Raw genomic sequence first — 21,656 nt, 5'->3', positions numbered from 1 at the left:
CCCCCTCCAACAACACAGTTGCTACATGGACGTACTTGCGGCGCGTCCCGCGATGGTGGGCGGGCAAGGGCCCTGCAGCCAAGCGGCAGATCGCCTGCTTTACAGCCGATCTGTCCGCAAAGCTGTAGATCGCCCGCTCTGCCTTGCGGCGTGTGCTGCGGTGGTGGGCGGGCAAGGACCTGCAGCAACCTCGCAGATCCGCCGCCTCACCACTGATCCAACAGCGCGACTCGACCGAATCCAGCCACTAACCAACCAAGACGTCGCCTCGCAGCCGCGCATCAATCCGCGTCCAGCCAGCATCTGCCGACGCAACCAACGCGCTTGCGTTCAACCGCCAAGCTCCCACGGTGGCATCTCGCCCAGACGTTCCAGCAGAAAATCCACGAACGCACGCACACGCGGTGGCTGCAGCTGGCGTGCCGGCATCACCGCGTTGATCTGCGAGGTTGGCGGCGGGTAATCGGGGAGCACCTCGACCAACCGGCCGTTGCGCAGTTCCTCGGCGATGTGCCAGTACGAATGCAACGCGATCCCTTGGCCGGCGATGGCCGCATCGCGGATCAACTCGCCGAAATTGCTTTCGAAGCGGCTTTGCATGCGGACGCGTACCAGGCCGCCCTCCGGCGTCTGCAACGGCCACACGTCCTGGCGGCCGTCACGGCCCATCAGCAGCACCCCGGCGTGCCCGGCCAGGTCGTCCGGTGTGCGCGGGGTGCCATGGCGCTGCAGGTAGTCGGGCGAGGCAGCGAGGGTGCGGCGGTTGTCGGCGATACGCCGCGCCACCAGCCCGGAGTCGTCCAGCGGGCCGATGCGGATCGCCAGATCGAAGCCTTGCCTGACCAGGTCCACCAGGTCGTCGCTCAGGTGCGCACTGATGTGCACGCGTGGATGACGGGCCTGGAATTCCGGCAGCAGCGGCGAGACGTATTGCCGCCCGAATGAGGCCGACATGGTCATGCGCAGGATGCCGCCGACCGCATGTGCGCTCTCGCGCAGATCGTCGGCCAGCGCATCCAGATCCTGCACCAGCACGCGGCCGCGCTCGGCCAGGCGCTGGCCTTCGGGGGTCGGGTGCAGCCGACGCGTGGTCCGGTGCAGCAGGCGCACGCCCAGGTGACGTTCCAGCCGCTTCAGGCGCTGGCTGGCGACCGCCACCGACAGGTCCAGGCTACGCGCAGCGGCGGTGATCGAGCCCGAATCGAGTACGCGCAGGAACAGGGCGATATCGCCGAGGCGGTCCATGCGATTCTCAATGATTGGTTGATAGTGAATCAGGATAGCAGGGGTTTTTGCTTAAGACGCCGGAGCGCAGGCTGTGGGTCGTCTTCCCTGGTCCATGCCCATGTCCGCTTCCGCGCGTTCTTCCCGCTTTCCGCCAGCGCTGCTGGCGCTGACCATCGGTGCCTTTGGCATCGGCACCACCGAGTTCGTGATCATGGGCCTGCTGCAACAGGTGGCCACCGATCTGGGCGTGTCGCTCAGCGCCGCCGGCCTGCTGATCAGCGGCTATGCGTTGGGCGTGTTCGTCGGGGCGCCGGTGCTGACACTGGCCAGTGCGCGGTTGCCGCGCAAGGCGGTGCTGGTCGGGTTGATGGCGATCTTCACCCTGGGCAACGTGGCCTGCGCGCTGGCGCCGGACTACACCAGCCTGATGGTTGCGCGTGTGCTGACCTCGCTGGCGCATGGCACCTTCTTCGGCGTGGGCGCGGTGGTGGCGACCTCGCTGGTCCCGGCCGAGCGCCGCGCCTCGGCGATCTCGCTGATGTTTGCCGGGCTGACCGTGGCGACCCTGCTGGGCGTGCCGGCCGGCGCCTGGCTGGGCCTGCAGCTGGGCTGGCGGGCAACGTTCTGGGCGGTTGCAATCGTCGGCGTGCTGGCAACGGCCGCGGTAGCGCTATGGGTACCGGCGAATGCAGGCGCGGCCGCGCCGGTGTCGTGGCGGCAGGAAGTGGCGGTGCTGGGGCGCGGGCAGGTGTTGCTGGCCCTGGCGATGACGGTGGTGGGCTATGCCGGCGTGTTTGCGGTGTTCACCTATATCCAGCCGTTGCTGGTGGACGTGACCGGTTTTGCGCAGGCGGCGGTGTCGCCGGTGTTGCTGGTCTTCGGTGTCGGCATGATCGTTGGCAATCTGCTGGGCGGGCGTCTGGCCGACCGGCGCCCCACTGCTGCCTTGCTGGGCAGCCTGGCGGCATTGGTGGTGGTGCTGGCTGCGATGGGCCTGATCCTGCACAACAAGACCGCGATGGTGGTGTTCGTCGGGCTGTTGGGCGTGGCCGCCTTCGCCACCGTGGCGCCGCTGCAATTGCGCGTGCTCGAACATGCGCGCGGTGCCGGCCAGAACCTGGCCTCCAGTCTCAATATCGCCGCGTTCAATCTGGGCAACGCCGTGGGCGCCTGGCTGGGCGGGGTGGTGATTGCCACGCACGCCGGCTTGGCCGCCACCCCGTGGGTCGCCGCGCTGTTGAGCGCGCTCGGCCTGGGGATCGCCTTGTGGAGCGTGCACCTGCAACGCCGGCGTACCGCTGCGCCGGGCGTGTGCGTGCAGGCGGGTTGATTCGATCCCTTCGGGCGCAGTGCGCAGTGGCTGCGCAATCGTCAGACCCGCGCCACCGATGCATGTAGCCGGCGAGCGGATCGTCGCGCCTGGCGTCGCGCGTTGCCGGATCCACCGGCACTGCGCGTGGATTTTCTTTCGGTTTCAGGGAGTATTGCGATGGACACACGTTTTCTTGGCCGTTCCGGCTTCAAGGTGCCGGTGCTCGGTCTGGGTGCAGGTACCTTTGGCGGCAAGGGGCCGCTGTTTTCTGCCTGGGGCGATACCGATGTGGCGCAGGCGCGGCGCATGATCGATCTGTGCCTGGAGGCGGGCCTGAACCTGTTCGACACCGCCGATGTGTATTCGGACGGCGCCTCTGAAGAGATTCTCGGCCAGGCGCTGCAGGGCCGCCGCGATCAGGTGATTCTGTCGACCAAGACCGGCCTGCGCCTGGGCGATGGGCCCAACGATGCCGGGGCATCGCGCTTTCGCCTGCTGCGTGCGGTGGATGCCTCGTTGCGACGCTTGCGTACCGACCATATCGACCTGCTGCAGCTGCATGCCTTCGATGCGATGACGCCGATGGAGGAAACCCTGTCCACGCTGGACGACCTGGTACGTGCAGGAAAGGTGCGCTATCTGGGCGCGTCGAACTACGCCGGCTGGCAGTTGATGAAGTCGTTATCTGTGGCGGACGCGCATGGCTGGAGCCGCTTCGTTGCCAACCAGACCTATTACTCGCTGGCCGGGCGCGACTACGAATGGGAGCTGATGCCGCTGGGCATCGACCAGGGCGTGGGCGCCGTGGTGTGGAGTCCGCTGGGTTGGGGCCGCCTGACCGGCAAGCTGCGGCGCGGCCAACCGCTGCCGGACACCAGCCGCCTGCACACAACGGCGGCCGCGGGCCCTGCGATCAGCGATGAGCGCCTGTTCGACATCGTCGATGTGCTGGACGCCATCGCCGAGGAAACCGGGCGCAGCGTGCCGCAGATTGCCATCAACTGGCTGCTGCAGCGACCCACGGTCAGCACGGTGCTGATCGGCGCGCGCGACGAAACACAGCTACGACAGAACCTGGGTGCGGTGGGTTGGTCGCTGACGGCCGAGCAGCGCACACGCCTGGATGCGGTGAGCGCAGTGGAGCCGCCGTATCCGTATTACCCGTATTGGCGCGGGCATTTTGCCGAACGCAGCCCGCTGCCTGTGTAACGCTGGCTGCATCATTGCGCCATGCGGCCACCCGATGGCGACCGCCGTGGCGCGTATCACCGCACTGCATCAAGACAGTGGCATCACAACGTCCGCATCACAGCGGTCGCGCCACGCGCGGAATCACCTCGGGCTTGATCGCTCCCACGCCCTGGCTGCCCTGCAACTGTGCACAGTTGTCCAATGCAGTTGTCACGGAGTCGTAGCCGATCATCGCGCTGCCATCGCTGGCTGATGCATAGATCAACCTGCCGCCGGTGCGCGTTGCCAATGCGCGTGCGATGACAGGGGTGGTGTCGAACAACTTGATCGAAGCGCCCAGCAACGCCAGCTGGCCGCTGCGGGTTTCCAGTGCTGCCGCGACGGTCGCCGGTTGGTCGGCCCGCGTGGCGCGTGATGCCGCGCGTGCGGCGCTCGCGTTGTCGAGATACACCGCGTAGCGATCGAAGCGCGCAAAGGGCGCATCTGCGCTGGTCTGCATGCTCTGCAGCGACTGCGTGCCGGCAGCGGCGCGCGCCGCGTCGGCTACCTGTACCACCGCACCGGGAATCAGCCGGAAACTGGCATGACCCACCACAACGCTCTGCCCGGTCGCCGCAGCGCGCAGACGTGCGCTGTCGATCACTTGTGCCGACGCGGGAGCGCAAACGCAGGCTGCAACGACACCCAGCAGGGCGATCAGCGATATCTTCATGTCAGTGGCCCACCACACGCATCTCGAATTCCTCCAGTTGTTGCTTGCCGTTGTCGGCGAGCATGTCGTCCACCTCCAGGGTCCAGCGCCCGGCCGATGGCTCGTCCAGGAAGGCGTTGCTCGATGTCAGGAACACCACCACGCCTTCGTTGCTCCTGTCGAGCGTGGAAAACGGCGTCATCAGGGTGCTGCGGGTGCCGCTGGGCGAGACCAGCACCGCGCGCAGGTTGCGGGGATCCTTGTGCGTGCCGGCGAAGTACAGCTGCACGCCTTCCACCTTGAAGGATTGACTGATGTCGATCGCCAGTCTTGCGGGTGCGCCGGCACCGCCGATGGTGCTGCTGTTCCCCTCATAGCTCTTCCACTCGGTGTCTTTCATCGCCGGTAGCGAGGTGAAATGTACGGCGCGTTCCACCGCCTCGGCGGCGTCCACCAGGCCGAATCCGTACCAGTTGCTGAAACGGTGGCCGGCCGCGTTGGTGATCCAGCCAGGCTCGATCACGCTGCCGTTGTAGAACACCTTTGGCTGCTTGGGGTCGACCTGCACCGCGGTGGTCGCCAGGATGTACTTGACGTCGCGCAGCGTCAGTTGCGGGTTGGCGCTCAGCATCAAGGCCGCAACGCCTGCGACGGTGGGTGCGGAGGCCGAGGTGCCGTTCATGCGTGCGGTGTAATTGCATGAGGCATCGATCTTGGACCTGCTGGTATCCAGCGCATTCTGCATCGCGCGTGTGCGGTCACGATTGTTGCCGGCCTTGCAGCCGCTCAAATCGGTAGTGACGATCGCCGGCGAATAGAACGGCTGCGGCCCGGTTGCAGCGAGCAGCCCATACGATGCCTTGAAGGTCTCCGGATGCGGATCGAATCTGCGTTGGAATCCAAATTCGCCGGAGAGCCCGGACACCCATAATGCAGACCCGGGCGATGAGTAACTGGCACGTACGCCGTTGGCGTTGACCGCACCGACTACGATCATGGTCGCCAGGCTGTTGATGTTGTCGATGTTCGCACTGCTGCAGGCAACGCCGAGCTGCCGGGTCTGGTCGCTGCAACGGTCGATCAGCTTGCCCTGTGCGTCCACATCGATCAACGTGTTGAAATCATTGCCTGCCGACTTGACGTAGATGCCGCCCTTGCCGCCGCGCTGGGCCTGCATCAGTCTTTCCAGAGAGCGTTGTTCGTCGAGGTCGCTGTATTGATAGGCCGCGGCCGAGACACCGAAGCTGTTGTTGAAGACATCCATCACCCGGGCTTCCGGCCCATCGCCCCAGGCGTAGCGGTTGTTGACGTACTGGGTGCTGCCATCGGTGGTGTCACCGGCGTTGAAACCGGCCAGCTTTGCTTCCGGGGCAATGCCGCGTCCGCCGATGCCGTTCCATCCCCGCGCGGCAATGATGCCGGCCACCGCGGTGCCGTGATCGCCGTCGATGTCGCTTGCCGGTGGCGTGGGATCGTTGGAACCGTTCAAGAAATTGTGCGAACCGTTGCGCAGGATATTGTCGACAAGATCCGGGTGCGCGATCTCCAGGCCGTTATCGATCACCGCCACGTTGACGCCCGCGCCGCGGATACCCTGCGCATGCAGGATGTCCACGTCCAGGTCCACGCCGGGCAGCGGGCGTCCGTCGCCGAACACCGGCTGGCCTTGATTGAGCAGATGCCATTGGTAGCGGAACAGCGGGTCGTCGCCTGGTTGAGTTGCGGGTCTGGCCGCTGCGCTGGACACCTGGGCATCCCTGTGCTGGCTGGCGTGCACCAGGCCGCATGCGGCCAAGCAGGCAAGTGACGCCGAAGTAAGCAACATGGTCTTCATGTCAGTGCCCCAGGATGCGAAGCTTGAAGTCTTGCAGCGCCGCAGTGGTCGTCGGCTCGGTCATGTCGGTCACTTCCAGCGTCCACACGCCTTGCGCCGTTTCATCCAGGAAGGCATTGCTGGACGTCAGGTCGATATAGAAGCCGGTCTTTGCGTACGCCGAAGCATCGAGTGCTGAAAAGGGCGTGAGCACATAGCTGCGTGTGCCGCTGGGAGATTCCAGTACCACGCGTAGATCGGTCGGGTTGCGATGCGATGTGGCAAGCGACAGCTGCACGCCTTCCACCTTCATGGCCTGCGTGATGCGAATGCGCTGCTTCGCCGGCCGCGACGGTCCGCCAATCTGGCTTGGGGCGGCAGTAGACGCAATCCAATGAGAGTCTCGCGCTGGAGGAAGTGGCTTGAAGTAGCTCGCTTTGTAGACTGCTTCGGCACCATCGGTCAGGCCGAATCCATACCAGTTGCTGAAGCGATGCCCAGCCGCATTCGTGATCCAGCCCGGATCGATCACGCTGCCCTGATAGGTGGCGCGCGGTTGTTGTGGGTCGACCTGGCGCGCGGTGGTGGCCAGGATGTATTTCACGTCGCGGGCGCTGAGGCCGGGATTGACGCCCAGCATGAGGGCGGCGACGCCGGACACGGTCGGCGCGGCGGCGGAGGTGCCGTTGAAGCGGGCAGTGTAGGTACAGCTGGGGTCGATCCTGGAGCTGCTGGTGTCCAGCGCATTGGCCGGATCAACGCCGCGATCCTGGTTGTAGCCCGCGGAACAACTGCTCAGGTCGGTCGTGACCAGTGCGGGGCCATACGCAAAGGGCACTGCTTCAGCGGGAACGCGTCCGCTCGGGTCAGGGACGAAGGCGCGTTGCATTCCGATCAGGCCGCCAAGGCCGGACACCCATAGCGCGGAACCGGGGGAAGAATACGCTGCGCGTTTGCCGCTGGCATCGACGCTTGCGACGGTGATGGTGTCGAACAGGTTGTTGAGTGGGTCCAGATTGGCCAGCCCGCAGCCGACCCCTGCCGCGCGGGCGCGTGGTCCACAGAGGTCGCGTACGTTCCCGTCCTGATCCGGCATCTGCAGACTGAGGAAATCGTTGCCCCCGATCTTGACGTAAACGGCTCCCAGTCCACTGCGGGTCGAGCGCATCAGTGCCGCCCACGACTCTTGCTCCTGTTGCGGGAAATCCACATAGAACGAGACCGGCTGGCCCCAGCTGTTGTTGAAGATATCGATGTTTCGACCTTCCGGCCCATCGCCCCAGGCATAACGCACGCTGGCCAGGTTCCTGGACGAGTCGCGGGCGTCGAAGTCAAACCCTGCAAGCCTGGCTTCAGGCGCCACGCCGCGGCCACCACGCCCGTTCCAACCAACGGCCGCGACAATGCCCGCGACCGCAGTGCCATGCGCCATGAAAGGGTCGGTGGGGGTCACGTCATGGGAGCCGGTCTCGAAGTTGTACGAGCCGTTCGGAATGATGTTGTCAGCCAGATCTTCATGACCAAGTTCCAATCCGTCATCCACCACGCCGACACGGACGCCTTTGCCACGAATTCCAAGGGAATGCAGGGCGTCCACATCCATATCCACGCCTGCGACCGGGCGGATGTCGCCGATGACCTGCTGTCCCTGATTCGATATGTGCCACTGATACCGCACCAGCGGATCGTCGGCGCTCGTACGCGACGCGGTGGCCGGAGCGGCGGCCACTGCCGTGTACAGTGGGGCGCCGATCAGCAGCGCGCCAACCATGGCCCCGCGGTGATGCTTGCGAACAAAGCTCATGCTGTTCTCCGATCGATGGCCGAATGCGTGGGAGCGAGCAAGGGGAGTGACTGGCAGATGGGCTCTCCGCTCGATTGCCGCGCGGTGGACGGATGCGTCCGGGGAGTGGTCCGCCGCGTGCTTGCTCCAGGGCTGGCCGGATGTCTGCTACATCGGTTGCACAACCGACTGTTGCACCACCAGCGCCGCCTGCGTGCCGGGCATGTTGGCGCGCAGACGGGTCAAGGCCTGCTGCGTCTTTTCGATCGACGGATAGGCGATCACTGCGCTGTTGTCGATCGTCGAGGCGTAGACGATGCGCCCACCGGAGCTGCTTGCCAGCGCACTGGCGGTGTTTGGCGTGGTGTCGGTCAACTTGAGCTGTGGCTGGACCAGCACGACGCGTCCATTGCGTTCGTTCACCGCTGCGGCAATGGCGCGTTCTGCCGAGGCCGTAGGTGTGGACGCAAGCCTGGACGCGCCACGTGCAGCGCTGGTTGACGGAAGTACAACGGCATAGGGGCCGATTCGTGCGGCAACCTTGCCATCGATTGTTGCTGTGCTGCTTACGCGCACCCTGGCGGCAGAGGCGGGAGCAGCGTTTAACCGGTCGTTCGGCACTGGTTCGGAGACCACAACGCCAGGCAGCATGCGATAGGTATCGTTTCCGGATTTGAATCGCTCGCCGGTGGCCGCTGCACTGAGCGCCTGGGCATCCATGTACTGGCCGGCATGCGCGAATCCGCACGCGGCCAAGGACGCAACAAGTAACGAAGTAAGGAGGATGCTTTTCATGTCAGTGTCCCAGGATGCGAAGTTTGAAATTCTGCAGCGCCGCGGTGGTCCCCGGCTCGCTCATGTCGGTGACTTCCAGAGTCCACACGCCTTGCGCGCGCTCATCGAGAAAAGCGTTGGTGGAGGTGAGATCGATATAGAACCCGGTCTTCGCGTACGCGGCGGGATCCAGTACCGAGAATGGGGTGACGACGTAGCTACGCGTTCCGCTGGGAGACTCCAGTACCACGCGCAGATTGGTCGGATTGCGATGTGATGTGGCAAGCGACAGTTGCACGCCTTCCACCTTCATTGCCTGAGTGATGCGAATGCGTTGTTTGGCCGGTCGCGCGGGGCCTCCGATCTGGCTCGGGGCGACGGTAGATGCAACCCATTGGGTATCGCGCACCGCAGGCAGTGGCTTGAAATACCGGGCCTCGTAAACGGCTGCAGCGCCATCGGCCAGGCCAAATCCGTACCAGTTGCTGAAGCGATGCCCGGCCGCATTGGTGATCCAGCCTGGATCGATCACACTGCCCTGGTAGACCGCGGCGGGCTGCCAGGGATCTATCTGGCGCGCGGTCTTGGCCAGGATGTATTTGACATTGCGCGCGGTCAGGCTCGGGTTGGCGCTCAATATCAGTGCCGCGACGCCGGAGACGGTGGGCGCTGCTGCCGATGTGCCGTTCATGACGGCGTTGTAGTTGCAGGAGGAATCGATCGTTGAGGCGCTACCGCTAAGCGCGTTCTCTGGTGTCACCCCATTGATATTGTCACCAGCGCTGCAACCGCTGAGATCGGTGGTGACAATGGCCGGGTCGTAGACGAACGGTGCGGTCTCGGGGGAGGAGGTCTGAGCCGCGTTGGGAGAGAACTTGCGCTGGTATCCAAACTCTCCGCCCAGGCCGGAGATCCACAACGCCGAACCGGACGACGAGTAGGAAGCGTGCTTGCCTGTGGCGTCCACGCTGGCAACCACGATGGTGGCAGGAACATTGTTGAGTGGATCGACATTGGCGAGCACGCATCCGACATTCAAGGTGCGTGACAAGTCGCTGCAGAGATTGACAATGTTGCCCTCTGCATCGCGGGTACGAAAACGCCTGAAAACGCCTCGGGTGCGACGCCGCGACCGCCACGGCCATTCCATCCAACCGCAGCGATGATGCCTGCGACCGAGGTGCCGTGACCGAAATCCGCGTCAGTTGGGGTAGGGTCGTGCGACCCGTTGCCAAAATTGTGCGAGCCATTCGGGATGATGTTGTCGGCGAGATCTTCGTGGCCGATCTCCAGGCCGTTGTCCACCACGGCCACGCGCACGTTACGCCCGCGAATGCCCAACGCATGCAGCAGATCCACATCCATATCGACCCCGGGCACGGGGCGACGGTCGCCGATGACCGCCTGCCCCTCGTTGGAGAGATGCCACTGATAACGCAGCAATGGATCGCCTTTGGCCTCGCCGGTACGCGCAAGGTTTATCGGCTGCACGGCGGCGGCCAGCATGGGAAGCGTTCCGCCCACCAATGCGCTGATGATCAGCGCGAGGTGTCGCCTACGACGTAATTTCATTGAGAGTCGCTCCAATCAAAGAGATGGCAGAGTCAAGTGACACAGACACCCATCCGGCCGATCGGTAATCGGTCAGATGCGGCTCAATCGCACAGGTAGTTCGGCCGTCAGGCCCGCGGTGGCGACGTTGGTGTCGGTGTCATGCGTTCGCGCGGCCGGCCGCGTGAGGAAGATCAGCCCGCGGCTATGTGGCGCGGCGGTGTGCTGGATGCACGCAAGGCATCCGGTGGCGTTTGCTGGAAGCGGGCGAATCCAGGAAGGCGGCAACAGGCGTCATGTCCATGTGTCTCGAAAGAGCCGGAAGAGCGCATCCGTGTTGAATGGTGGATGCGACAGGTCATCGATCGGCTCCCCTGTGCGCGCCTGCGCAGCCGATGCTGGCGATGAGAAAGCACCGGCAGCACCTCGATTAAAAGTGGGGTGCGTCCTGCTCGCAAGGCGAGCAATCAATGCAGCGTGCGTGACCGATCACGCACTTCGCGTCAGTTCTGCGCAATCGCGCATCCAAAGCGAAGTGGGCGGACGCGAAATCGTGTTTGCGTCCGCTGGTTTCTGTAATTGCGATATGCAAAAACAATCGTGAGATGCGGGTTGTCTTCGCATTCCGGGGCATCTCGGGCCGGCCCTGACAACCGCCGCGATCGAATGGCCGCGAAGGCGTAACGGCTGATCAGCTGCCAGAGGCAGGCATATGCCGTGCCTGCGTTTCCGCTTTGCACGTTCAAGGACTCGGCGGCGCGCCCACATGTCGACCGCGCGACGGTCCTGGACTGCCGCGCGGGATAACGCCTTGGCTTGCTTACCAGCGATAGGCCACCGACATCTGGTACTGCCGCCCGGCGATCGGCCGGCCCATGAACACGCCGCCGGTGGCCGCACCGGGCACGCGCACATTGCCTTCGGTCAGCCCCAGCGTATCGGTGACGTTGCTGCCGCTGGCGGTCACTTCCCAATGCTCGCCCACATGCAGGTTGGCGCCGATATCCACCATGTCGTAGGACGGCAGGCGCTGGCTGTTGGCCAGGTCGGCGAAGCGATCGCCGATGTAGGAGTAGGTGGCGAACAGCTTGAGGTCGCCGAACGGCAGCATCCAGTAGTAGCTGGGCGTCACGCGGAACTGCCGCTTGGGCTGGCGCATCACCTGGTTGCCGGTGAACTCGCGGTAGTTGCGGTATTTCGCATCCAGCCACACGCCGGTGCCGGCCAGCTCGAAGCCGCCGAACGGGCGGATGGCGCCTTCCACCTCCAGGCCGCGCGCGCGCGAATCCCCAACGGTGGTGAAGTTCTCGCCATTGGCCAGAAACGCCTGGAATGGCGAATTCTTGAAGGTGTTGTAGAACGCGGTGAGATACAGGTCGTAGCTGCTGGCGCCGGACTTGAGCCCGAGTTCGTACTGATCCACGTCCTGCACGCGATTCTGGCCATCGCGCAGATTGTCGAAGCCGGGGGACTTCACCCCCGAGTTGACGCGGGCGAACAGGCTGTTGCTGTCGTTGAGCTTGAAGTTCAGGCCCGCCGTCCACGAGAACGCTTCATCGTCCTGGTCGATGCGGCGCGTGCTGGCCAGCGCCAGCGAGGTGGCGTTGTCGTACAGCGTGGCCGGGTTGCCGTCCAGGTCCACCGTGGCGGTGTCGTGCACGTCACCGGTGACGCTCTGGCGCTCGTAGCGTGCGCCCAGGTCCAGACGCAGCTGGTCGTTGATTTCCCATTCGTCGGCGACGAAGGCGGCGATGTTCTCGCCGTCGTAGTTGGCGCGCAGGTTGAAGAACGCGGTACTGGTGAAGCCCTGCCGCGTGGCCTGGCGCCCGTCAGCCAGATCCACGTCGATGCGGCGCGCGTTGTTTTGCGCGGTGAGCAGCATGGTGTTGCCCAGGTACCAAGTATCTGCGGAGGAATACCTGGCGTAGTACGTGCCTACGGTGAGCGTATTGCCGGCAAACAGTTCGCGGCTCAGGCGCAGGTCGTTGGTGACCGAGTTCAGGCGCTTGTCCACCGACCACCAGCCGGCTTCCAGCACCTGCTGGTTCGGATCCACCGCGCCGCCGCCGTTGGTGAAGCGGCCGCTGCCAGCGCTGCCATAGCCGGCGATGAAGTCGCCCAGCCGCTGCGGCGCATCCCCGGTGAACAGGGCATAGGTCGGCGCACTGCCGCTCATCACGTTGAAGCGGTCGGCGATGGTCCAGTCGCCGCGCTCCCAGTTCAATTCGCCGCCGAACACATCGATGTTGACGCCGCGCCCATCGGCCAGATCGCGCCGGATGGTCTGCCCGTTCGGTCCGACCAGCAGATCGACATTGCGGAAGTCGCGGCCGAGCAGGGTGCCGGTCTGCGCATTCAAGCCGGGGAAACTGGACAGGTCGTTGCCGTTGTTGCGCGACAGCAGCGGAATGGCGGTGTAGAAGGCGTTGTTGTCGTCGGTATGCCGCGCGTAGAACGCGACCTCGCCGCTGTCCCAGCGCTTGCTCAGCGTGGCGCTGAACTGGCCGCCCTTGTCGGCGGCGAACTGCGGGTCGCGCACGCCGTCGGTTTCGCGGAAGAACCCTCCCACGCTGTAGTACCAGCCATTGCCCATCGGCCCGCTGTTGAACACATCGATGCGGCGCAGGGCGTTGTTGCCGCCGGTCAGGCGCACGCTGCCTTCCGGTTCGTCCTGGCCTTTTTTCTGGATGAAATTGACCGTCAGCCCCGGCTGCCCGTTGGAGAAGATCGGGCTGGAACCGCCACGCAACACCTCCATGCGCTCGACCGTGTCGTCGACACGGAACAGCGTGGAATTTTCCAGAAACGACAGGCTTGGCGGCGGAAACAGCGGCGAGCCGTCCAGTTGCATGGTCACGAACGGCGCATCGCCTTCGGACGGCATGCCGCGCACGAAGATGTTGGCACCGGTGCCGCCACCGCTGGGCTCGGCCCATACGCCCGGCACGATCTTCAACAGGTCCGCGGTGCTCTGCGGCACGGCCTGCTGGATCTGCTCCGGGCTGGCGGTGGTGATCGAGAAGCTGGCATCGCGCTTGGCCAGGCCCTTGAAGCGCGCGGTGCCGCTGACGATTACCGCATCCAGCGTGGTGGCGTCGCTACGCGGCTCCGCGGTTGAGGATTGCGCATGCGCAACGGGCGCAAGCAGTGCGCCGATGGCAAGGGACAGTGCATAGCGGGGCATCGATGAGGTCATGAAAGCTCTCCTGAGATGGCGTCGCAGCTGGCAGCAATGCGCGCAGTCATGCACGCGCGGCCAAAGAGTGACCGGCAGCACGTGACAGAGGCCGGTAGCGCAACGCAACGACACACGTCGCGGTGTTGTTCTAACGGAGTTGCCGGCAAAAGCTGTTGTGCGCCGCGGCAACCCGCGCAGGCGACGTACTCGCCATTGATCGAGGCAAGGCGCCAAACAGCAGGTGCGCATCGCACGCGTGTCGATGTCGGCTTGCATGTGGCGCTGTTCCGCGCGCCATGGCGGCAACCGATGCTGCGATCCATCGCGGCAGCACGATGGCCTTGCGCAGGTCACGCCAAGCACCATGCAACGGTGGAGGGCTGCAGGCAGGCGCGCGCTTGCGCCCGCTCTACGCTGCTGCTGCGCGGACTGGTGCCGCTTCCCGGATCGGCAGGTTGATCAGTGCGGCCACCACCGCCAGCAGCATGTCGGCGTACCACATCCAGCTGTAGTCGCCGAAGCGCTCCAGCGCCAGTCCACCCAGCCACGCACCGAAGAAGCCGCCGATCTGATGCGACAACAAGGTCAGGCCGAACAAGGTGCCCAGGTAGCGCGGGCCGAACAGTTTGCCGATCAAGCCCGCCGTCGGCGGTACCGTGCCCAACCAGGTAAAGCCCAGTGCTGCGGCAAACAGGTAGAAGGTCAGCGGCGTCGGCGGCGCGATCAGGTACAAACCGCTCAGCAGCGCTCGGCTGGCATACAAGGCGCACAGCAACCACTTCATGCGGATGCGTTCGCCGAGCTTGCCGGCGACCAGGCTGCCGGCCACGTTGAACAGGCCGATCAGTGCGATCGATACCGCCGACACGCTGGCGGGCAGGCCGCACAGTGCGATTTCGCCGGGCAGGTGCGTGACCAGGAACGCGATGTGCACGCCGCAGGTGAAAAAGCCCAGGTGCAGGCACCAGTAACTGCGATCGCGCACGGCCAGGCGCAACTGCGCACCCAGGCCGATGTCGTCGTTTGCCATCGACGTGCGCGCGTCCGGCGGCGGCGATCGGCGGCGCAGCGGCCAGGCCAGCGGCAAGGTCAGCAACGAGATCACTGCCAGGCCGGTCATCGCCCTGGCCCAGCCGGCGGCACCGATCATCAGCTGCACCAATGGCGCAAACACGAACTGGCCGAGCGAGCCGCCGGCATTGATCAGCCCGGCCGCGAACGAGCGCCGCTCCGGCGCGATACGGCTGGCGGTGGCGCCGATCAGTACCGAAAAACTGCCGGCGCCCGCACCGGCGGCGGCCAGGATGCCCAGCGAGACGATCAACCCCCAGTCGCTGGCCATCCACGGGCTCAGTCCCAGGCCCAGCGACAACAGCACGCCGCCGAACAGCAGCACCGGCAATGGACCACGCGCATCGGCAATCGCGCCGAACACCGGCTGCACCGCGCCCCAGACCAGTTGCCCCACCGCCAGCGCGAAGCTGATTGACGCGATGCCGATCCCGGTCTGGCGATGGATCGGCTCCACGAACAGGCCGGTGGTCTGGCGCGCGCCCATGGTCAGCATCAGCATGGCCGAGGCGGTGAGCAGCAATCCCCACTGCGCGCTGCTGCGGGCGCTCGCAGACGTGCTCATGCGATTGCACCCGCGTCCAGCGCCGCATCCAGTTGCATCAGCGTGGCATGCAACTGCTCGGTGCAGGTGCTGCCGAACAGTGTTTCCAGCTGCGTCTGTGCGCGTTGCCAATGCGGCAACGCGCGCATCAGCAGTCCGCGCCCGCTGCGGCTCAGTACCAGCACTTTCTGGCGCGCATCGTCGCCGCGGCGTGCCTGCACCCAGCCTGCCGCCAGCAAGGGCTTGAGATTGCGCGTCAGTGTGGTGCGATCCATGCCCAGCGAGTGGGCCAAGGCACCCAACGGCTGTGCGCTGACCAGCCGGCGCAGGATCGAGTATTCGTTGAGGCTCAGCCCGACCTGCGCCAAGGCATGGTCGTACAGCTGCGAGGTGCGCCGTGCGGCGCGACGCAAGTGGAAGCAGGTGCAGCGGCTGGTCTCGGACATGCGGTGCTCCACGAGGACATTCGCACTTTGCGTGCATATGCACGTATTGGCAAGTGCGTGGAGAACGTGGTTTTTTTAGTTGAAGCACGGCCCAGGCCGGCAGTCCTGCCGGCAGAAATGACGAGGCCGCCCGAAGGCGGCCTCGCTTTTGACGGCGGGAGAGAGGCACCGTCAGAAGAACATGCGCACGCCGAACGAGGCGCTGCGGCCGGGAAGCATCACATCGTCCTTGAGGAAGGAGGTATGCACGCGTGCGTCCTGGTTGGTCAGGTTGTTACCGTCCAGGAACACTTCCCACGCATTGCTGCCGCGGTCCACGTGGTAGGCCAGATGCGCATCGACGAAGGTGTAGCCATCGGTCGGGGTTTCGTTCACCGCCACCTTGTCCTGCTTCATGGTACGGGTGGCGCCGAGCGAGGCGCGCCATGCATCGGCATTCCAGCGCATCTGCGCGCCGACCCGGCCCGGTGCGATGCGCGGCAGGTTGCCGCCATCCTTCAGGCGTGCACGCACGGTGTCGCCGAATACGCGCAGGTCCCACGCGCCAGTGTCGTTGTCGGCCAGATGGAAGGTGGCCTCGCCTTCGAAACCGTGGAAGACCGCATCGTTCTGCGTCCACTGGCGGATCGGCAGGAAGTCGTTGTCCTCTTCGTTGAACCATTGGCCGCCGGTATCGACGATGTAGACGAAGTCGTTGTAGCGGTTGTAGTACGCGGCGATCTTGGCATCCACCCATGCGTTCTGGAAGTTCAGGCCCAGCTCGGCCTGGTTGGCCTTTTCGGTCTTCAGATCCGCATCGCCGATCTCGTAGGCGAGGGTGGCGATGTGGGGGCCGTTGGCGAACAGCTCCTCCTCGGCCGGCGCGCGTTCGGCGTGGTCGAGGTTGGCGGTCAGGCGCCATTGTTCGTTGAAGCGGAAACCGCCGCTGGCCGAGAAGCTGGTCGGGGTGAAGTCGCGGTCCACGCCGATGTCGGTCTGGTACTTGACCTTGTCCACGCGCGCGCCGATTTCGGCGGTGACGCGGTCCCAGCTGTTGCGCGCAACGCCGAACACGCCCAGCGAGCGGGTGTCGGTCTTGGGGACGAAGGATTCTTCGCCCACTGCCTGGAAGGTGGTGTCGCTGCCCTGCAGGCCGAACGCGGTCTGCCAGCCGCCGCCAAAGGTGAAGGACGCTTCCACACGGCCTTCGTTGGCGCGCTTGGTGAACACGGTGCCCACTTCGGCGCCTTCGAATTCGGTATGCGCGTAATCGGTGTGGCCGAAGCTGTAGCGCAACGCACTGCCTTCGCCCCAGGGATCGGTCAGCCCGCCCTTGAGGTCGTAGCGGTCCTGCTGCAGCTTCAACGACACCCCGCGCTCGCCGATCGACAGATCGCCCGGCTCACCGGGGTTGCCGTAGTTGTCGCGGAAGCGCGAGGCCGACAGGCCGACGAAGCCCCAGTCGCCGGACAGCGAGGCGCCGACCGAGCCGACCTTGGAGTCGATCCAGGAATTGGCCTGGCGTCCTTGCGGGGTGTCGTAATCGTTCTGGTTGCGGTACACGCCGTCGGCATGGATCGACAGGCCGCTGCCGTTGCCGGCATCGACGCGGAACATGTCGGTGTTGCCGTCCTTGTCGCCGCCGTCGAAGCGCACTTCGGCGCGGCCGCTGAAGCCGTCCACCGGCGTTTCGGCAATGCGTCCGTCGACCACGTTGACCACGCCGCCGATCGCGCCGGAGCCGTACAGCAGCGTGGACGGACCCTTGAGCACTTCGATCTGGTTGGCCAGGAACGGCTCGATCGCCGGCGAGTGATCCTGGCTGACCGTGGACACGTCCTGGGTGGACAGGCCATCGCGCAGCACCGCCACGCGCGGGCCGTCCAGGCCACGGATGATCGGCCGGCCGACGCCGGGGCCGAAGTTGGAACTCTGCACGCCGGGCAGGCTGGCCACGGTCTCGCCCAGGCTGGAACTGCGCACTTCGTCCAGACGTTCGCCCGCCAGCACCTCGACCGGGCGGCTCAACTCGCCGGCCGCATCGCGCAGCGGGCTGGCGGTGACGACGACCTTGTCCAGGTCCTTGATGTGGCGGCCACTGGAAGCGGTGGCGTCGTGGCGCGTGTCCGAGCTGGGCGGGGTCTGCGGGTCGGCAACTGCCGGCGCATCGGCGGCCATGGCCAGGGCGGGAGTCAGCAGGCTGGTCAACGCCAGCGAGAGCGTGGAGCGGCGGAACGAGGAAGCGAGGCGAGGGTGCATGGCGGGCCGGACTCTGTGATTGTTACTTTATATCAATGGTAGGGCGCAGCTTGGCCACTGCGCCGACGGCGGGACCCGCCCACCTGCGCGATGCAGCGGTGCGGGTCTGGAACGAGGAAGATGTTATATTATTCCACGTCGCCGCGAGCCCCTGCTGGAAGTCATGCCTCTACCGTCTCTTCGCCATGTGCTTGACCGCTTCGGTGCGACCGGTTCGCTGCTGTGCGCCGTGCATTGCGCGGTGCTGCCGCTGGTGCTGGCCCTGGCGCCGTCGCTGGGCCTGTCGTTCTGGCTGGGCGATGGGGTCGAACTGGCCATCGTGGTGTTCGTGACGCTGCTGGGCTTGTTCAGCCTGGTACTGGGTTATCGCCGCCACAAGGCGCTGCATGCGCTGGCGCTGTTGCTGCCGGGCTTGCTGCTGCTGTGGGCCGGCCTGCTGTACGACCCGCTGCACCACGCGCTGGTGCCGCATGCGGTGGTGATGACCCTCGGTGGCGCGCTGGTCGGCATCGCCCATCTGGTCAATCTGCGTCTGAACCACGGGCACGCCCACGTCCACGACGCCAGCTGCGCCCACTAGTCCAGGCTGCGCGGGCAGGGGCCTCCGTGGTAGGCTTGCCGGCCTTGCGCGAGGGCGCCGCCGGCGTAAACCTCGCCAGACCCGTGTTCAGCGCGGGGATTTTGTATTCAGTATTCACATTCAGGAGTCGACGAACATGGGTAAGGGTGACCGCAAGACCGCCAAGGGCAAGCGCTACAATTCCAGCTACGGCAATTCGCGTTCGCACGCGGTGAGCAAGGTTGTCGTGGGTGCAGCTGCCCCGGTTGCCAAGAAGGGCGTGGTCAAGGCGCCGGCCAAGAAGGCTGTCGCCAAGAAGACCGTTGCCAAGGCCGGCTGATCCCTAGCCCGCTTCGCGACACCAGAACGCGGCGCTTGCGCCGCGTTTTTTTATGTCCGGCATCGGCGAAAACGCGCGCTGCAGCGCGTGCTCGAGCAGCCGTGCCGCTACCGGCCTGCGTCGAAGCGGCGATGTGTGCGCCGCTGGCGTCGGTTTGCGCACGGCACGGCAGCGCCGGCCGCAGTGCGCGGCGGTCATGGCCGGCATCTGCACACTGCGGTCGATCGACCCTGCGCCGCTCTCCCGCGTGCGGTGTTCAGTGCGTCGTTGCCGTAGCCGGCGAGGTGCGGGACGGCGTCGGCGCCAGCAGCTGTTCGGCCAGGCCGCGATAGATCGGCGTCCTGCACACCAGCCCGGACATGGCGCGCGCAATCAGCACGGTAGCCAGGATCGGCAGCAGCATCTGGCTGGTGTCGGTCAGTTCCAGCGAAATCACCGCCGAGGTCAACGGCGCCTGGGTCACGCCGGTCAGATACGCGCACATGCCCAGCAGCACGAAGGTGCGCGGATCCACGCCCGGCATCAGCACCGACAGGTTGTGGCCGATGCCGGCGCCCACCGCCAGCGCCGGCGAGAACAGCCCGCCCGGAATGCCGGCCAGGTACGAGACCAGGTTGGCCAGCAGCTTCATCAGCCCGAATTCGTGGCCGACCACCGCGTGGCCCTGCACCAGACTACGCGCCTGCTCGTAGCCGGTGCCGAATGCGCCTTGCCCGAACACCAGCGCCAGGCCGACCAGGGCCACCCCGCACAGCGCGGCCAGTAGCACCGGATGGCGCTGGCGCAACGTCGCCAGCCAGCGTGGCTTGCCGCTGACGCTGGCCAGTACCAGGCGCGCAAAGATGCCGCCGAGCAGGCCGGCCACGGCGCCGCAGAGCGCGATCGCCAGCCAGGCCTGGCCCAGCGGCAAGGCCACCGCCACCTTGCCGAAATAGGTGTAGTTGCCCAACAGGCCCAGCGACACCACGCCGCCGACGATCACCGCGGTCAGCAGGGTGCCGGAGAAGCGGTGTTCGAAGCGCCCGCTCAATTCCTCGATCGCAAACACCACCCCGGCCAGCGGCGTGTTGAACGCCGCGGCGATACCGGCCGCGCCGCCGGCCAGCAGGAAATGCGAGAGCTCGCGCGGATCGTGGAAGCCGAACCAGCGCCCGAACACATGCATCAGGCTGGCGCCGACGTGCACGGTGGGGCCTTCGCGTCCGACCGAGGCGCCACCGAGCAGCGACAAGGTGGTCAGGGCGAGCTTGCCGATCGACACGCGCAGCGACAGATTGGTCTGGCGGAATGCCGCGTCGTCATGTTCCAGCGCCGCGATGACCTGCGGGATGCCGCTGCCACGCGTCGGCCGCATCGCGCCGGAGGTGAGCCAGGCCAGCAGGGCGAAGATGCCCGGCGTCAGCAGCAGCGCCCACCAGATCGAATGCGCGGTGATGCGCTGGAACAGCTGGAAGGCGGCGTCGCTGGCCTTGGCGAACACGATCGCCACCAGTGCCACTGCAATGGCGCCACCCCAGAGTGCGGCGCGGCGACGCCAGCCTTGGCTGGACAACAACGGCCGCAGCCGAAGCCGGCGCGGCGAGGGATCAGGAGCAGACATGGCGCCATTGTCGCATCCGCACAGCGCGGCCGCGACGCGTCACTCAGCGGCCGGCGGCACGCGCAGGGCCGGCAGCAGTGTGGCGGGATTTCCATCATTGGGCGCGGCAGGAATGCCCAGCAGCCGGGTCATCAGCGCATACACATCGACGTTGTCGAAACCCGGCAAGGTCGTGCCCTGCGCCAGATCCGGGCCCTGCGCCAGGAACACCGCGCGCATCGACGGCAGTGCCGGATCGAAGCCGTGCGAACCGCGCATCTGATCGCGCGGGCGCTTGGCCAGTTTGTCCGGGAACAGTGCATCCCAGCCCTCGTGCATTTGGCACACGATCGGCGGAATGCGCGGATGCGTACCGTAGTGCCAGCGTGCGGGCAGCGCCGCCTTGCGCCAGCAGTCGTACTGCGCATGGGCGCCGAGCAGGCCGGCTTCGGCGCGGGCCTGCTGTCCCGGCAACGGCGCAAAGCCGATCACCTGCCCGTCGGTCACGGCAGTGGCGATGTCTGGCCGCGCCATGTCTTCCACGCTGATCGCATGCCCGGGCGCCACCTCGGCCATGCCGTGGTCGGACACCACGACGATGTTGGTGCGCTCGCGGGTGCCGTTGCGCTGCATGCCGGCCAGCAGCCGGCCGATCGCGCCATCCACCGCACGCACGCTGTCGGCGTATTCGCGCGACTCCGGGCCGTGGTCATGGCCGGCTTCGTCCACGTGTTCGAAGTACAGCGTGACCAGGCGATTGCTGGCGGCGCCGGAGGCGGCCAGCCAGCCCAATACCTCGTCCACGCGCGCGTCCAGACTGGTGCCTTCTTCGTAGTGGCGCCAACGCGTGGGGCGCACGCCGCCGATCGCCGCCTCGCTGCCGGGCCACGACCAGGTCGCGGCATGCAGACCGTGCGTTTCCGCGCCGACCCACAGCGGCTCGCCGCCCCACCAGCGCGCATCGCCGACGGCCTCCGGCTTGCTCAGCCAGACGCTGCCCAGCGTCGCATCGCGCATGCTGTTGTGCACGATGCCGTGGTGATCCGGGCGCAGGCCGGTGACCAGCGTGTAGTGATTGGGAAAGGTCAGCGACGGATACGACGGCGCCATCCAGCGCGCACGCACGCCGTCGTGTGCCAGTTGCGACAGAGTCGGTGTGATGCCGCGATCGAGCATGTCCGCGCGCAGCCCGTCGATGGAGATCAGCAGCACGCTGTGCGGTAAATCGCTGTGCGGTACGCCTGCCGACGCGGGCGCCGCCGGGACGGGCGCTGGCGTACTGCGCAAAGGGGCGTGAGAACTGCAGGCCGCGAGCAGCGCGAGCGCGGTCGCGGTGAACACAAAACGTCGATCGATCAT

General features: G+C 65.9%; 15 protein-coding genes and 1 pseudogene. 4 read left to right on the top strand and 12 right to left on the bottom strand.

Annotation, left to right across the window (positions count from 1 at the left end; all coding sequences use genetic code 11):
* Positions 1-330: 330 nt before the first annotated feature.
* A complete protein-coding gene (locus LL972_RS06245; RefSeq protein ID WP_228326839.1) occupies positions 331-1,245 on the bottom strand; it encodes a LysR family transcriptional regulator in 915 nt (304 codons plus the stop codon).
* Between the two features lie 100 nt (positions 1,246-1,345).
* Between LL972_RS06245 and LL972_RS06240 the strand changes: the two genes are divergently transcribed.
* Both LL972_RS06240 and LL972_RS06235 read left to right on the top strand, forming a co-directional pair.
* Positions 1,346-2,557 carry an MFS transporter gene (locus LL972_RS06240; RefSeq protein WP_228326838.1) on the top strand — a complete coding sequence of 404 codons (1,212 nt, stop codon included), beginning with the start codon at positions 1,346-1,348 and terminating at the stop codon, positions 2,555-2,557.
* A 159-nt stretch (positions 2,558-2,716) separates the two neighbouring features.
* The gene (locus tag LL972_RS06235) at positions 2,717-3,748 is read left to right on the top strand and encodes an aldo/keto reductase (protein ID WP_228326837.1); all 1,032 of its coding nucleotides are present in this window, start codon (positions 2,717-2,719) and stop codon (positions 3,746-3,748) included.
* Between the two features lie 97 nt (positions 3,749-3,845).
* Here the strand turns inward: LL972_RS06235 and LL972_RS06230 are convergent, their stop codons facing one another.
* The 9 genes and pseudogenes from LL972_RS06230 to LL972_RS06190 all read right to left on the bottom strand — a co-directional run bounded on the left by LL972_RS06230 (position 3,846) and on the right by LL972_RS06190 (position 17,819).
* Positions 3,846-4,442, bottom strand: a complete 597-nt coding sequence (locus LL972_RS06230) for a hypothetical protein (protein ID WP_228326836.1) — start codon at positions 4,440-4,442, stop codon at positions 3,846-3,848.
* A 1-nt stretch (position 4,443) separates the two neighbouring features.
* On the bottom strand, positions 4,444-6,255 hold the full coding sequence (locus LL972_RS06225; protein ID WP_429002121.1) for a S8 family serine peptidase: 1,812 nt from the start codon (positions 6,253-6,255) through the stop codon (positions 4,444-4,446).
* Position 6,256: 1 nt separating this feature from the next.
* A complete protein-coding gene (locus LL972_RS06220; protein WP_228326842.1) occupies positions 6,257-8,005 on the bottom strand; it encodes a S8 family peptidase in 1,749 nt (582 codons plus the stop codon).
* Between the two features lie 180 nt (positions 8,006-8,185).
* A complete protein-coding gene (locus LL972_RS06215) occupies positions 8,186-8,812 on the bottom strand; it encodes a hypothetical protein (protein WP_228326835.1) in 627 nt (208 codons plus the stop codon).
* Position 8,813: 1 nt separating this feature from the next.
* Positions 8,814-10,330: pseudogene (locus LL972_RS06210) on the bottom strand (S8 family peptidase).
* An 832-nt stretch (positions 10,331-11,162) separates the two neighbouring features.
* Positions 11,163-13,538: a TonB-dependent receptor gene (locus LL972_RS06205; protein ID WP_228326834.1), complete on the bottom strand. Its 2,376-nt coding sequence runs from the start codon at positions 13,536-13,538 to the stop codon at positions 11,163-11,165.
* Positions 13,539-13,929: 391 nt separating this feature from the next.
* Positions 13,930-15,156 carry an MFS transporter gene (locus tag LL972_RS06200; RefSeq protein ID WP_228326833.1) on the bottom strand — a complete coding sequence of 409 codons (1,227 nt, stop codon included), beginning with the start codon at positions 15,154-15,156 and terminating at the stop codon, positions 13,930-13,932.
* Positions 15,153-15,581, bottom strand: coding sequence for a MarR family winged helix-turn-helix transcriptional regulator (locus LL972_RS06195; protein WP_228326832.1), 429 nt, complete (start codon positions 15,579-15,581; stop codon positions 15,153-15,155). Before LL972_RS06195 ends, LL972_RS06200 begins: the two co-directional genes overlap by 4 nt.
* A 171-nt stretch (positions 15,582-15,752) precedes the next feature.
* Positions 15,753-17,819: a TonB-dependent receptor gene (locus tag LL972_RS06190; RefSeq protein WP_228326831.1), complete on the bottom strand. Its 2,067-nt coding sequence runs from the start codon at positions 17,817-17,819 to the stop codon at positions 15,753-15,755.
* Between the two features lie 163 nt (positions 17,820-17,982).
* Here LL972_RS06190 and LL972_RS06185 point away from each other — a divergent pair, with 163 nt between their 5' ends.
* Together LL972_RS06185 and LL972_RS06180 are read left to right on the top strand one after the other, a co-directional pair.
* Positions 17,983-18,399 (top strand): MerC domain-containing protein, encoded by a 417-nt coding sequence (locus LL972_RS06185; protein ID WP_228326830.1) that lies wholly within the window; start codon positions 17,983-17,985, stop codon positions 18,397-18,399.
* Positions 18,400-18,535: 136 nt separating this feature from the next.
* Positions 18,536-18,718 (top strand): 30S ribosomal protein THX, encoded by a 183-nt coding sequence (locus LL972_RS06180; RefSeq protein WP_016904806.1) that lies wholly within the window; start codon positions 18,536-18,538, stop codon positions 18,716-18,718.
* A gap of 256 nt (positions 18,719-18,974) precedes the next feature.
* Here LL972_RS06180 and LL972_RS06175 read toward each other — a convergent pair whose 3' ends face one another.
* A complete protein-coding gene (locus LL972_RS06175) occupies positions 18,975-20,318 on the bottom strand; it encodes a chloride channel protein (protein WP_228326829.1) in 1,344 nt (447 codons plus the stop codon).
* Between the two features lie 39 nt (positions 20,319-20,357).
* Positions 20,358-21,656: an ectonucleotide pyrophosphatase/phosphodiesterase gene (locus tag LL972_RS06170; RefSeq protein WP_228326828.1), complete on the bottom strand. Its 1,299-nt coding sequence runs from the start codon at positions 21,654-21,656 to the stop codon at positions 20,358-20,360.

The organism is Xanthomonas campestris pv. asclepiadis (assembly GCF_020784175.1).
GTDB lineage: Bacteria > Pseudomonadota > Gammaproteobacteria > Xanthomonadales > Xanthomonadaceae > Xanthomonas > Xanthomonas campestris_D.
Note: the sequence above shows the minus strand (reverse complement) of the source record. Positions and strands in the feature narration are given on the sequence as shown.